General features: G+C 40.6%; 11 protein-coding genes. 10 read left to right on the forward strand and 1 reads right to left on the reverse strand.

Annotated features, from left to right (window positions below):
- The 10 genes from JWQ54_RS24180 (at window position 1) to JWQ54_RS24225 (ending at window position 10,493) form a co-directional block, all read left to right on the forward strand.
- The gene (locus JWQ54_RS24180; protein WP_299590223.1) at window positions 1-771 is read left to right on the forward strand and encodes an ABC transporter ATP-binding protein; all 771 of its coding nucleotides are present in this window, start codon (window positions 1-3) and stop codon (window positions 769-771) included.
- Window positions 772-774: 3 nt separating this feature from the next.
- Window positions 775-1,770 carry an MlaD family protein gene (locus JWQ54_RS24185; RefSeq protein ID WP_299590225.1) on the forward strand — a complete coding sequence of 332 codons (996 nt, stop codon included), beginning with the start codon at window positions 775-777 and terminating at the stop codon, window positions 1,768-1,770.
- A 186-nt stretch (window positions 1,771-1,956) separates the two neighbouring features.
- Window positions 1,957-2,841: a phosphatase PAP2 family protein gene (locus JWQ54_RS24190; RefSeq protein WP_299590227.1), complete on the forward strand. Its 885-nt coding sequence runs from the start codon at window positions 1,957-1,959 to the stop codon at window positions 2,839-2,841.
- A 763-nt stretch (window positions 2,842-3,604) separates the two neighbouring features.
- The gene (locus JWQ54_RS24195; protein WP_299590228.1) at window positions 3,605-4,141 is read left to right on the forward strand and encodes a sigma-70 family RNA polymerase sigma factor; all 537 of its coding nucleotides are present in this window, start codon (window positions 3,605-3,607) and stop codon (window positions 4,139-4,141) included.
- Between the two features lie 684 nt (window positions 4,142-4,825).
- A complete protein-coding gene (locus JWQ54_RS24200) occupies window positions 4,826-5,458 on the forward strand; it encodes a hydrolase (RefSeq protein WP_299590230.1) in 633 nt (210 codons plus the stop codon).
- Between the two features lie 67 nt (window positions 5,459-5,525).
- A complete protein-coding gene (locus tag JWQ54_RS24205) occupies window positions 5,526-6,908 on the forward strand; it encodes an alginate export family protein (RefSeq protein WP_299590232.1) in 1,383 nt (460 codons plus the stop codon).
- A 43-nt stretch (window positions 6,909-6,951) separates the two neighbouring features.
- On the forward strand, window positions 6,952-8,871 hold the full coding sequence (locus tag JWQ54_RS24210) for an amidohydrolase (protein ID WP_299590234.1): 1,920 nt from the start codon (window positions 6,952-6,954) through the stop codon (window positions 8,869-8,871).
- A gap of 12 nt (window positions 8,872-8,883) precedes the next feature.
- Window positions 8,884-9,315, forward strand: a complete 432-nt coding sequence (locus tag JWQ54_RS24215) for a DoxX family protein (protein WP_299590235.1) — start codon at window positions 8,884-8,886, stop codon at window positions 9,313-9,315.
- An 18-nt stretch (window positions 9,316-9,333) separates the two neighbouring features.
- Window positions 9,334-9,807: a DNA starvation/stationary phase protection protein gene (locus tag JWQ54_RS24220; protein WP_299590236.1), complete on the forward strand. Its 474-nt coding sequence runs from the start codon at window positions 9,334-9,336 to the stop codon at window positions 9,805-9,807.
- A gap of 5 nt (window positions 9,808-9,812) precedes the next feature.
- Window positions 9,813-10,493: a YoaK family protein gene (locus tag JWQ54_RS24225; RefSeq protein WP_299590239.1), complete on the forward strand. Its 681-nt coding sequence runs from the start codon at window positions 9,813-9,815 to the stop codon at window positions 10,491-10,493.
- Between the two features lie 383 nt (window positions 10,494-10,876).
- On the opposite strand, the gene JWQ54_RS24230 is transcribed toward JWQ54_RS24225, so the two are convergent.
- Window positions 10,877-14,122, reverse strand: a complete 3,246-nt coding sequence (locus JWQ54_RS24230; RefSeq protein WP_299590241.1) for a sigma 54-interacting transcriptional regulator — start codon at window positions 14,120-14,122, stop codon at window positions 10,877-10,879.
- Between the last annotated feature and the right edge of the window lie 738 nt (window positions 14,123-14,860).

A 14,860-nucleotide genomic window follows, 5' to 3' on the forward strand; every position in this document is an offset into this window, starting at 1 on the left:
ATGAAAATGAGGCATGATATATCAAGTAAGGAAATTGATCCCAATGAGGAGCCTCTTCTGATAGAACATCTGTCTAAGTCATTCGGTGAGCGTAAGATCCTTGATGATTTCAGCCTTCGGTTAAATAGTGAAGAGAATGTGGTTGTACTTGGAAAGTCGGGAGCGGGCAAATCTGTACTGATCAAGTGCGTAATCGGATTGCTGGTTCCGGATGAAGGAAGTATAAAGGTTTACGGAGAAAATGTAGTTGGGATCGGAAAGCATGAGCTGGACCAACTTCGCACGACCATTGGATTCCTATTCCAGGGGAACGCCTTATACGATTCGATGAGCGTCCGCGAAAACCTGGAATTTCCACTGAGAAGACATTGGATTAAAATTACAGAAAACGAAGTCAATGATATGATCCTGGATGCGCTTGAAAATGTCAATTTGGCCCATACCATAGACATGATGCCTGCTGAGTTGTCCGGTGGTATGCAGAAGAGAATTGCGCTTGCCAGAACAATGATTTTAAAACCAAGGATTATTTTATACGATGAACCAACAACAGGGCTTGACCCCGTTACGGCAAGGGAAATCGATCAGCTCATTCTTAAGCTGCAGGAAAAATACCATACCTCCTCAATCATAATTTCCCACGATATGAATTGCGTCAAAACAACAGCCAACCGGATTGTCCTGTTACTTGATGGTAAATGTTATGCGGAAGGCACCTATCGGGAACTGGAGCTTTCCCGGGATTTAAAAATTAAACAGTTTTTCGAATAAGCAATGAAAACGGAAAGAAACAACATTAAACTTGGGATATTCGTCATGTGCGGATTAGCCATCCTGGTAATTGCACTCTACCTGGTGGGTGAAAATAAAAACAATTGGGGATCGGGGATCCAGGTTAAGATTCATTTTTCTGACCTTAATGGCCTTGTAGAAGGGGATAATGTATTATATGCGGGCATGACTGCCGGCAGCGTTAAAAAGGTTCAAATTTTAAACGATACGACCATTGAGGTTACATTACTGGTTAATAATAAAACCGGGCATTTTATTCACCGGAATTCAGTTGCGACAATTGGCTCCCAAGGCTTAATGGGCAACAAGGTGATCAATATTACACCGGGCAGAGGAAATGCAGGCCTTATAAAGGACGGAGATTATTTGGCCACCTTGCAACCTGTAGGAATTGACCAAATGTTACCGAAATTATCGCACATCGGGGATAACGTCGCAGTGGTTTCCGAGGTGTTAAAAAATACGGTGCTGGCACTCGACTCTAGTCACCTGATGAGGTTGCTGAAAGACAGCAACACAGCAAAGCAACTTCGCTTGACGTTGACCGGTGCACGGGTAACCCTGCAAAACACGGCGGAGGTGACTACTGTATTTCGCAATCTTGCCTATCAAACGAAAAATGGAAAAGGTGCCCTGGGTTTATTAATTGCAGATAGCAGTTTCGCTCGCTCTATCTCAAAAACCGTGAACCAGCTGGAAGGTGCTTCTCATAATGTCAATGAGGCTTCCTTAAAATTAAACAATACAGCTTCCGATATTAATGACGAGCTCTTACATGGAAAGGGGGTGTTAAACCTGCTGCTTACAGATTCAGCATCCGCGGAGAACGTGAGTAAGTCATTACTTAATATTAAAAATGGAACTGACGGTTTTAACCAAAATATGGAAGCGCTTAAACACAACTTTTTCTTTAAGGGATATTTCAGGAAGAAACAAAAAGAGGAAGCTAAACAACAGAATAAAACCGGGGCTCAATAACGCTGAGAAATAGGAAGATCATGCATTGCTTTATTAATGGGTGGTTCAAAATTGACGGATCAGGCATTGCAGTCCTTACAGCGCCTGAACGTTTCTTAACAGAACGTTGAAATTAAAATAACATCATTTGATTTAAAAAGATTTTTCCGCCGGACACACGCTTTATTTGGTAAAAAATAAATTATCATGGTCAAATCAATTTTCTTGCCGGTTAGATATAAAATACTTACCATTTCTATCATGAGTTTGTTAGCCACGGTGCTTTCATGCCAATGCTTTGCACAACAACTAAATGATACCACTAAAAGAATAAAAGTTATAGATACTTTAAAAAAGGACCTTTTTACCGCACCGGATACTGTTCGCCATTTACACAGCAAATTGTGGACCCTTTTGCCACCATCAATTATGATAGCGTACGGAACATCCTCTTTTTATTTTCACCCGGTCAGGAGAATAGATAAGTCGATTTATAACGAGACATTAAAACACGATTGGGTTCCTAATAGTCATATGGAAGATTATTTTCAATTTGCCCCGGTAATTTTGACCTACGGGCTTAATTTGGCAGGCATACACGGTAAAAACACTTTCGTTGATCGCTCCATGACTTATCTATTAGCACAGGGAATGACTGAGCTGACTGTTTTTTCTTTAAAGAAGGCCACGCACCGCGCACGGCCGAATGGATCCAACTCCTATTCCTTCCCGTCAGGTCATACTGCTAATGCATTTGCCGGGGCAGAATTCATGGCCCAGGAACTGGGTGAAAAGTCGCCCTTTTACAGCGCGATTGGCTATGCATTCGCGGCTACCACCGGTGTTTTTCGCATCTATCACAAGGATCATTGGTTCAGCGATGTTGTTGCCGGCGCGGGTTTCGGAATATTGTCCACTAAAGGAGCATACCTCCTGTATCCGGTCATCCGTAATAGTCTGACACCTAAAGGACGGGAAAAGGAGAGAAGCAGCACCGGGATCGATATTAAACAAAAGCCAAAAAAGGAAAAGATACTCCTTCCATCCTTTAATGACGGAACTATCGGTTTACAGTTCGCGATGCAATTATAAGACGAGTTAGCCGGTATCCTAAAAAACCGGGTACCATCTATAGAGACGGGCAATAAACGGATAGACTCACTCGATTTTCACAGGACGCACGGTTGCCGGTATTTGGTAAAATCAAGGAAATCGCGAATCACATGGGTTTTGAGGACCCGAATAATTTTTCGACTTTCCTTCAGAAGTGTACGGGCCAGCCACCTTTAAGGTATAGAGAATCATGCCCTTTATATAAGTCGCGATCTGTCGGATAAGTCATCGGGCCGATTTTAAAAGACTATTCTTTGAAAGCTAAAGTATTAACGCGGTGAATTAACGGATTTTGATATATAAAGGAAGAAGAGCAACGGGTCGAATGAATTGCAATTAATTTTCATGCTAATGTTATCCGGTTTCTTGCACAAAAAGTATTGCTTTTGGGAGATACAGCGTCTCACGAAATAGAACCATTCATGGGCGTATCAGGCTTAAAGGCACTTAGGTAACTATCAGGCCTCCCTCAGCTTTTATTTGAAATTGAAAGCTAATCTTTTGGAATTAAAAGAGGAAATCAACCATCTGTTGTTTTCTTTGTATGGGTGCAATTATTCTTGTTTTTGAACAAATAAACACGAAATAAAATGGCCCCCTGTGAAATATGGCGATTTTTACAAGGACTAAAATATTTCTGAAAGAAGCAGGTAGTTGGGCGAAATTTACCGGGCAATTTTTGTTTATCGGAAGCCAATCTATATATGAAGTTAGGGAGTTTCTCATCCATAATAGGAAATGAATGGAAAAAGCAGAATTACTCATTTCAATAAAGGAATGTTTACGAAATAATAAAATTCACCAGAAAAAGGTGTATGTGGCTTATTATGGGTTCGCATATTGCATTGCGTTACGATATGCGAACAGCAGAGAAGAGGCGTCCATCATAATGAACAAGGGCTTTTATAACGCTTTTGTTCGTTTGGGCGATTATGATAAAACGATTGAATTTAAAGAATGGTTGAAATTTCTTATTCTTCATGCAGCTATTGAATATCTTTTCAAAGTCAAGCAATATCCTGAAATACCACGAGAGTCAGAAATTAGTGATCATAATCCCCGTCACAATAATTTAGAAACTGGATTTTCCTACGATTATTATATTAAAATTCTGCATCAACTCCCTTTTCGAAATCGGGCAGTTTTTAACCTTTTTGCAATTGAAGGTTATGAGCATGAAAAAATTGCAAATATGCTCAACATATCAATTAACTCTTCCAAACTACTTTTAACACAGGCCAGAGAGAATTTAAATTTTTGGATACTCCAGAGCCGTTGACCGCCTCTTCCCGGAATAACAAGCAGTTAACGCCGCAACACTTTTAATATATTAATTATTAATTCGGATTTTCCTAATTCCCTATACAACTTGGTGCTTCGAGGCGCATGGAACAATCTGATCAAGCCTCCCGGAATGTCCATTCATATTCAGGGAAATTGCCAATCACATGGGTTTTGAGGATCCCAATAATTTTTCGACTTTCTTTCACAAGTGTACCGGCCAGGCGCCTTTAAGTTATAGAGGATCATGTCCTTTATATAAGTCCCAATCTGCCCGTCAAATTATCGGGGACGATTCTAAAAGGCTTTTCTTTAAAAATTGAAGGATTAATGTAGCAAATCAACAGTTGTTTGATATAAATGCCAGGAAGGAAAGCAACAGATCAGATGGCTTACAATTAATTTATGCCAATTTGTAAATACTAAATTTAACGGATAAGGTATCCGGTGCCGTGTGGGGTGTTTTTAATTTTTAGATCTCTTAATGATCTGATTAAAGCTCCATCCGGTTAAATACAGCCACTGTCAGATTACTTGCTTTTCGTTGCCTTTCACTGCCAGCATTCGTAAATTTTCGAAATATCATAAGTGATAAAATAAATATTTATGGTTAAGTATTTAATTATAAGTAATTTATATAAGTGGCATTGTTCATGAATAATGGTTTTTAAAAATTTATATTATGAAACCATCACCAGATTTATTAACTCCTGACAACCATGTATTGGTTCTGATCGATTTTGAAGGACAAATGGCCTTTGCTACTAAAAGCATCTCTTTAAACGAATTGCGTACAAATACAGCAATCATCTCCGGTGCTTCTAAAATTTTTAACGTTGCTACGATTGTGACTACTGTTGCCGAAGAATCGTTCTCCGGACCGGTCTTTCCGGAAATACAAGAGTACTATCCGCAGGCAACCTCGGGCTATATAGACCGCACCTCGATGAATACCTGGGAGGATGAAGCTGCATATAAAGCGATCACCGGCACCGGCAAAAAGAAAATTGTTTTAGCCGGTTTATGGACAGGCGTTTGCATCGTCGGCCCGGCTTTGTCTGCACTAAGCGAAGGATACGAAGTATACGCAATCACCGATGCCTGCGGTGATGTTAGCACCGAGGCACACGAACGCGCTGTTCAACGCATGGTGCAATTAGGCGTTAAACCGATGACATCTATTCAATACGTGCTGGAACTACAGCGTGACTGGGCCCGCCAGGAAACTTATGTTGCTGTAACCGACCTGATGAAAAAATATGGCGGTGCATACGGCATCGGCCTCCAGTATGCTCACCATATGCTGGCACACTAAGTTTTATAAAAGAGACAGGGTTTTTGCCCTGTCTTTTTAACTCATTTCCATATTACTAATACCACTAATGAAAGCATTTTTTAATTACCGGATAATATTATTGCCTGCCTTTGTGATGCTATGTGTGGCCGTATCCGCGCAAAACTTTAAACCTTTAAGATATGATGAAGATTATAGCTATTTAAGGAACGATACCTCCCGGAACTGGTATGATAATATGAAGTTTCAGCCGCTATCTAAAAATAAGGAAACTTATTTATCTTATGGTGGGGAGGTTAGATATCAATATTTTTGGTTCCAAAATGAAAACTGGGGCGCTGCCCCCAAAGATAAGGATGGATTTTTTCTAACGCGGTATCTGGGAAGTGTTGATTTCCACGCCGGAAGTCACTTCAGGACATTCGTTCAGCTTCAAAGCAGTTTAGCTAACGGCCAAATTACTTCCCCCAACCCTGTCGATCAAAATCTTCTGGATCTGCACCAGGCATTTTTCGATGTCAGTTTTATAGAAAATAAAAACAAGGACCTTATCTTCAGATTTGGCAGGCAGGAAATGGCCTATGGCTCTCAACGCTTAGTATCTGTCAGGGAGGCGCCAAACAACAGGCAAGCATTTGATGCAGCAAAATTTATATATAAAGGAAAAGACTTCAGAATTGATGCCTTCTATGGCGACTACGTACCCGCTAAATCCGGTATTTTTGATGATGGGGTTAATAAAAACACCTCTATCTGGGGTTCCTACGCTGCATTTAATGATGTTCCGTTTTTCAAAGATGTAGATTTTTATTATCTGGGCATACACCGAAAGAATACTGCATTTGACGATGGCAAAGGGAAGGAGACCCGTCATTCGATAGGTTCGAGAATCTGGAACACTGCACCTGACTGGTCTTATGATTTTGAAGGTTTGTATCAGTTTGGAAAGTTTAATTCCGATAATATCTCGGCATGGACCTTATCTTCCAATACTTCATATACCTTTTTTCATACACCGTTAAAACCCGAGTTCGGTTTAAAAACCGAACTGATAAGTGGTGACAGGCATTATGGAGACGGGAAACTGAATACATTTGATCCCCTCTTTCCAAAAGGGGCCTATTTCGGCCTGGCTTCTCTGATTGGTCCATCCAACCTTGAGGATGTACATCCTTATTTCTCTTTAGCATTTACGAAAAGGCTAAGCTTTACAGCTGATTATGATTTTTTCTGGAGAATGAGCACGAACGATGGAATTTATGCGGTCAATACTTCGCTGATCTATTCAGGTAAAAACTCGAATTCCAAAAAGATCGGAAATCAATTACAGGCAATGTTGGAATATTCAGTTAATAAATTTCTTTACCTGCGCGGAGACTTTACCTGGTTTCAGGCCGGACAGTATCTAAAAGATGTAGGGCCTGGAAAAGATATTTTAATGTCAAGCGGAACCGTCCAGTTCAAATTTTAATAAACACTTATCATCAACAAATTTTACACTTATAATTTAAGAAATGAAAAAAGCTGATATGATACTTTACAATGGTGACATTCACACTGTTGACAAGAATATTCCTTTAGCAACAGCCGTAGCTATAAATGACGGAAAATTTATTGCAGTAGGTGATGATGCTCCTATAATGCAATATGCAGGTGAAGGTACCTTGATCATCGATCTGAAAAAGAAAAGAGTGATACCCGGCATAAACGATTCGCACACGCACCTGATCCGGGGCGGGCTTAACTATAACCTGGAACTACGCTGGGATGGTGTGCCCTCATTGGCCGATGCACTGCGGATGCTTAAAGAGCAAGTAGACCGTACACCGTCACCGCAATGGGTGCGTGTAGTTGGTGGCTGGTCGGAGTTTCAGTTCGCTGAAAGGCGCATGCCTACCCTGCCCGAAATCAACGCGATATCACCGGATACTCCTGTTTTTATAATGCATTTATATGACCGTGCTTTTATGAACCGCGCTGCGCTAAAGGCCGTTGGTTATACCAAAGATACGCCGGCGCCACCGGGAGGCCAAATCGAAAGGGATTCAAAAGGGGAGCCTACAGGCCTTATCCTGGCTACACCCAATGCTATGATCCTGTATTCCACACTGGCCAAAGGTCCAAAATTATCCTACGAACACCAGGTTAACTCTACCCGCCATTATATGCGCGAAATGAATCGCTTCGGTATTACCAGTGTAATTGATGCCGGGGGCGGTTTCCAGAATTTCCCGGATGACTACAGGATTATTCAGGAATTGAACGATGATGGCAAACTAACCGTAAGGATAGCCTACAACCTGTTTACCCAACACCCCAAACAGGAAAAAGAGGATTTCGATAACTGGACAAAAAGCGTAAAGCTATACCAAGGCGATGACATGTACCGCCATAACGGTGCAGGTGAAATGCTTGTTTTTTCGGCGGCAGATTTTGAGGACTTTTTGCAGCCCCGTCCCGAATTACCCGAACAAATGGAGGAGGAACTGGAACGGGTTGTGCGTCTGCTGGTTCAGAATCGCTGGCCGTTCCGCCTGCATGCTACCTACAACGAAAGTATTACACGTTTTTTAAACGTATTTGAGAAGGTAAACAAGGATATTCCATTCAACGGACTGCCGTGGATATTTGATCATGCAGAAACCATCAACGAAAAAAATATAGAGCGTGTTAAGGCACTTGGCGGAGGTATTGCAATACAGGATAGGATGGCTTTCCAGGGCGAATATTTTGCGGACCGTTACGGCAAAAAAGCGGCCTTGCAAACCCCGCCGGTAAAAAAGATGCTGGAAATGGGAGTACCCGTAGGTGGCGGTACTGATGCAACCCGGGTGTCAAGCTATAACCCATGGCTGGCATTGTACTGGCTAACATCAGGCAAAACGGTAGGTGGAATGCCTTTATATGATGATGGTGCCAGGCTTAGCCGTGCAACCGCCCTTGAACTTTACACCAGGGGCAGTGCCTGGTTCTCCAACGAGCAGCAAAAAAAGGGAAGCATAAAAACTGGTCAACTGGCTGATCTTGTGGTACTCGATCGCGATTATTTTACCGTTGATGAAGAGGATATAAAATCCATTGAAGCCGACTTGACTATATTAGGCGGCAAGGTAGTTTATGCCAAAGGTGCTTTTGCCACGCATAACCCACCGCCTATACCGGTATTGCCCGATTGGTCGCCAACCACTATTTACAACGGCTATTTCCCAGGGAGCAATCATTTAGTTCCGGCAAATTCCAAACAGGCCAAAGCCGAAAAACGTAAATCTGACGATGCTATAGTACAACTGCAGATAGCAACTGCTGTGCATGCTTGTATCGGCAGTTGTAATGTCCATGGCCATAACCATAATGACGCACGTATGAGCGGTGTTCCGGTTGACAATTATACAGCCTTCTGGGGCGCACTGGGTTGTTCATGTTTCGCGTTTTAAACTATAATAATTGTGAACGATATTATTAAACAGCTGCTTTATTCGAACCTAGGCTCATCGTTGTCTAACTGGGCTATGCTTGCCTTCCGCGTACTGCTGGCTATCGAACTTTTCCGTGTGCACGGAATGAAAAAATTCAGGGGTAATAACGGTAAACCTGAGGTAGTGCCCAATCCGCTTGGTCTACCACAGGGCTTAAACAACCTGATAGCCACAATTTCAGATACCGTAGTGCCTGTGCTGATAATACTGGGCGTGTTTACGCGCCTTGCAGTGCTGCCAACCATTGGCATTACTGCGGTAGGTTACTTTGTGGTGCATAAAAACGACTCACTTGAGGTTAGAGATGTTCCCTATGTGTACACCATTTGCTTTCTGTTATTGCTTGCAACAGGGCCGGGCAGCATATCGCTTGACCAGCATCTTTTTAATTATTTTTTTTAGCTTTAAATATTTATAACAATGGAACCACAGATCGGAATATCATTAGAAAACCTCGCAAAGGTGGCTCATACATTAAATAAAATTCTTGCAGATGAGTATGTACTTTATGCCAAAACCCGGAACGCGCATTGGAACGTAGAAGGCCCTGATTTCCACAGCAAGCATCTTTTCTTTGAGAGCCAGTATCAGGAATTGGATGAGATCATAGACAGCGTTGCAGAACGTATCAGATCACTTGGGCACTATGCACCGGCAACATTGAAAAGCCTTTTGGAGCTGACCCACTTCTCCGAAGTGCTGCATAACAAAAATGATGGCGTCGGTTTTATCACAGAATTATTGAACGACCACGAAAGCCTGATCATTCAACTAAGAGAGAATATCAACGTTTTTGCTAACGACCTGAAAGATATAGGCACCAGCGATTATGTTACAAGCCTTATGGAAACACATGAAAAAATGGCCTGGATGCTGCGGTCACATTTAAGATAATAATTATGGAAGATCAAAAAAGCATCTGGTTTTTAACCCTCATGTTATCTGCAGTAGCGGGCTACTGTGATACCGTCACCTTTGTATCGGCTGGTTCTATCTTCTCTGCCCACGTAACTGGTAATTTTATTGTATTCGCCTACCAGGTTATTAAAGGTTCTGACGCGCAGGCCTGGATCAAACTACTGACTTTCCCGGTATTTATAATATCGGTAATAATTGGCGGGCGGATAGCGGCAAGATCCTTTAACCGTTACAAAATACTGCTGTCAGAAGGCATTATTCTTGTGCTGAGCGGCATTATTTCGGAAGTGTTTATACGTAAGCCCGGTCTTATCTGGGAAACTTATGTGGTTGTTATGATGATTGTACTTGCCATGGGGCTGCAAAACACATTTGGCAAGCTATACGCTAAAGAAACCTTTGGTCCAACAACCATGATGACCGGTAATGTAACACAGGCTTCGCTTGACCTCGGCAACTCGATCAGTTCTGCATTTAAAGATGTCATATCTGTACAAAGCCTTAAAAAGCAAAGTTTAACTATCGGCAGTTTTTTATTTGGCTGCCTTATGGGCGCGTTGCTGGCCAAAAACTTCGGTTTAAGCGTCACTATCTTACCGGGAGCGGGTATCATCGCCTGTTACCTCAGTGCCGGTAAAAATGCGCCGGTTACTGTAAGCTAAACAACCAATATGCACAACAAAGGCCATTATCCTGATGGCCTTTGTTGTTATGAAAAACAATGCTTACGGTAACCTGGTGTTAAGTCAACGGTAATTAGTCGCAAGCCTAAATTCAATTTTGCGGTTTTCTGACTCAAGATTTTCGACTCGGGACTAAGGGCCAATTAGTAGTTGACTTGACACTAGTTCACCGGCAACATTAACCACTCCGGGTTGATCAGCTTTCATCAGGAGAGAGTAGAACACAAAAATAAATTGATCTTTTCAGGAAAACACTTTCAAAAAGATTTAGATCGTAATGATTAATTCATGGGTATGCTTCGCTTACGGGTTTAAAAACCCGTTTCGTAATTGGATTAGTCGTCGAAAGTTTCGTTCCTGTATTACTTTTGAAAAATTTGCGCTTTAGTGATTTGAAGTTTAATCAGTTTAGAGCTAAGTGTGGATACAGGTACTCCCAGAAATTTTGCTGCGCCACCATCCCCTGACAATTTTCCACCACATTTTTTTAGTGTTTTTATGATATGGTCTATTTCATTTTGCTTAATGGTTTTGAAGGAGAATTCGTCCTTGGTACCTTTTTCATGAAGGTTTTTTTTAGGTAGAAAAATTTCTTTTAGGGAAGAGTCGGTGGTCATCAAAACGCTACGTTCCATCAGATGTTCAAGTTCCCGGATATTTCCGGGCCAGTAATAATTTAAGAGCTCCTGCTGGACTTTTTGTGATATAGAAGTTATGTTTTTGCCGCTATTGCGGGAATAGCGATCCAAAAATGCCATTGCAAGGTCTATAATATCATCCTTTCTTTCCCGCAGCGGGGGAAGATTGATAGGGAATACGTTTAACCGGTAAAAAAGATCGCTTCGAAAACGTCCGGCATTGACTTCCTTTTCCAATTCCCTGTTGGTGGCAGCAATTATTCTGACGTTAACCTTAATGGTCTGTTTACCTCCAACTCGTTCAATCTCGCGTTCCTGAATCGCCCTCAATAGTTTCACCTGTAATTCAAGAGGCATTTCGCCGATTTCATCAAGGAACAAGGTACTGTTATTGGCAAGTTCGAATTTTCCAACCCTCCGTTCAGTAGCTCCGGTAAAACTACCACGTTCGTGGCCAAAAAGTTCACTTTCTATAAGGCTAGCCGGTATAGCAGCGCAATTAACTTTTACCATTGGCTTGTCTGCACGTAATGAAGACATATGTATTGCTCTTGCAATAAGCTCTTTCCCGGTACCTGTTTCTCCCATTAATAAGACTGTACTCGTCGACTTGGCTACTTGTGATATATGATCATAGACCTCTTGCATACAAGGGCTGCTACCGATTATCTCGTCATAATTATTACTGGTATGAATTTGCCCGACCAAATTGGAATCTTCGTCTTGGAGGCTGCTTTTAGATACATTAATTTCTTCTAACCGGGAAATAATCTGTTCATTGGCAAGCATATTAAACATCGCAACGGAAAGCTGTGCACAAACGCCCTTCAGCAACGCCAGGGAAATCCGGGAAGCCGTTTGCAGCCATGCACAACCAATCGTCTTGTTAGCCACTTTTAATCTTACTCCAATAAGCTGGTCGATGGAATTATCCATATAAAAGCGAATATAATCAGGTACAACAGGATATTTATTCAGTCTTTTAAGACTATATAAAACAGGATCGTCAGAAAGCGTAACCCGTTCAAATGCTTCGTCTTCCCTGATTTGAAATCTCTTTTTTGAAATGACATTCAGGTCTTCAGGCAGAAGTGGCTTTCCACGGCGTGTCGTCAGAAAAATGGAATGCGATTGCATGTCCTGGTTAATTATAGAGACGTGAAAACAATTTACATCGAAATAATCGGTCAGTTTTGTTTGAATAATATTCAATAGATCCTGTTTATTTCTGAGTGCAGCCATATCATGGCTCAAGCTTAGTAATATTGACCTTTCCTTCTCTCTTTCCAAAATCTCCTCATTCGCCTTAATATTCGCCACAGCCGTGGCCAGGTGGCAAGAAATATGTTCTATAATTTCCAGAGATTCCCTATCAAAGTTGTTTTTTTTGTCGGAAAATAAGATCAGGATATATTTTGCCCATTCTTCGCCAGGGAGAACTGTCATAGCAATTTCCCGGGCACCGGTTTCGTAATTAATTTTAAACCATAATGGCGGATTTTTATCAATAAAACTGTCCATGTCAATGACAACCGGCCTCCCGCTTTTAACGGCTTGTTCGTAAACGTAATCATTCATATCGTTTGACATTGAAAGGATTTCATTGTAAAACGCAGATTTTCTGGCCCTGGAATTAGGATCAAGCAGAAAAGCTTCGTAAGTTTTGCCATCCTCACTTATAATACCCATGTTATTGTGGGTAAAGTAAATTAGCTTTTTCAACTGTGTATTGATCACGTTGAGGAGATCTTCTTTGTTTCGTGTTATGGCCATATCGAGTGTCAATGCCGCCAATACAGATTTTTGAAAATTTTCATGGTCAATGTGCTCTTTCAATAAAATGTTAGACATCGCAGTCGATAAGATTGGAGACAAATATTTGAGCACTTCAATCGCCTTTTCGGTAAATTGATTTTTTTGGTTATATGCTAATGCAGCAAAGCCAATTATACCGTCTTTGCTCTTAAGTGGTATTATCGCCATTTCTCTGCATCCGTTTTCATGGCTTGTCCTAATATAATCCGGCATTTCGGGGCCGACAGGCATATCGTCAAATCCATATAAGACAGGCCGGTCCGAACTTAGTACACCTTCCATGATCGGATCTTTGATAGCATAATTGCTTTTTTTTAAATTATTACCCTTCGGATGATTTTTGTTCGTGTCGTCATTTAAAAAGGGCGAATAAGTGTTATTTACATTATCAATTATGCCAATAATTCCACTATTAAATAATAGTAAAGACTTTAACCGGCCATTAAAGGCGCGCGCCAGGTCGTTTTTATCTCTGGCCATTCCCAATTCCTCAGATATTGCATTGATTAGAATTTTTTCCTTTTCAGTAGAGATCTTTTTTTCATATGTAATAATGTGGCTTAGAATATTTGTAAATTGTGGTGTGATTTTGTTTGCGGCCTTAACTATTTCTTCCGAAACCGGATTTTGATCAAAATAAAAAATAAGCAATCCGAAAATATCGAATGCATTGTTCAGGCTTAAAACAAGGCAATGATCACAGTTGGTTGGCTTTCTGTCTTTTAAAAATGTGAGAAGTTCATTATCTACATGTGGCTGCCGGAACATAAATAGAGAGGCTGAACTGTTTGGGGCTACCATATCTATCGGTACGGTGAGATTTTCTTCGGCTGTTAGAACATTGTCAGGCCTATTTGACAACAGCCCGTTGGGTGACCCCAATGTCATGAATTGATCAAAGGTTATTTGATTCTCACGCCGTAATAAAATCTCAAAATCAATGTAATTAAAGATTTTACGAAGTTCTTTGCTGAGCAATAAATGCAACGAGTTCTTATCCCTGATTTTTAGCAACTCGTTACATAACGAAGTTATTGCCATTTTACGTTTTTCTTGAGATTCGACCGGGCAAATAAGATGCTCGAACTGATCATAATCTGGCTGATTTAGGGCTATTAGTGCTGAGTTGGTATTTAGATTCAAAGTATTTTTCATGGTGGAACGGTTAGGGAACTAATTTTGCTATCTGGATATAATTTAATATTTCAAGTATACAGTCACTATTATTCAATACAAGTGCCATATATTAAATATCTGAAAATAAATAAGATAGGTAATTTTACTTCGAAATGTTAATGATATATCACTTAATTTTATCGATTTTGTTATCTAAATATCATTAATTGATTGTTGTCGTACTAACTCAATTTCGATTGCCGGCTGATATCACGGTTAAAACAGTGGGGCTTTTTCATTTAAACTATTATACTTTGGTTTATAGATAGTTAAAGTACATTGGATTAATCAATTAGATATGCAGGATTGGCAATATACCAGGCGTATTTAGTTCGATGAAAATTGTCAGAAAATTGTCATTTTCAATTTTGGGTATTAACAAGCTTCGTGCCGATTTTTAAATTATTGATATTCAGATGATTATGAATTACTGATTATCAATTGGTGAGATGTCAACAATTGTTAATCTTGTAACTGTCGATATTTCGATAATAATATAACAAACTTGCGGCCGGGTATTTATGCTATTTTCCGTTTGGCTTATAATATCAGTTTGTGCAAGGCAAGTGTTTCAAATTTATGACGATTTTTACTTATAAAACAGGCAAGTTTAGAATGTGGCCGGTCTGGGGATTTGAGAAATAAAGAATACGGAGTATGAGCATCCTTTCACATTTAATGCCTAAACACACATGGTGTGCAACTCATGCGGAGCTT

It is taken from the genome of Mucilaginibacter sp., assembly GCF_028288225.1.
Lineage (GTDB): Bacteria > Bacteroidota > Bacteroidia > Sphingobacteriales > Sphingobacteriaceae > Mucilaginibacter.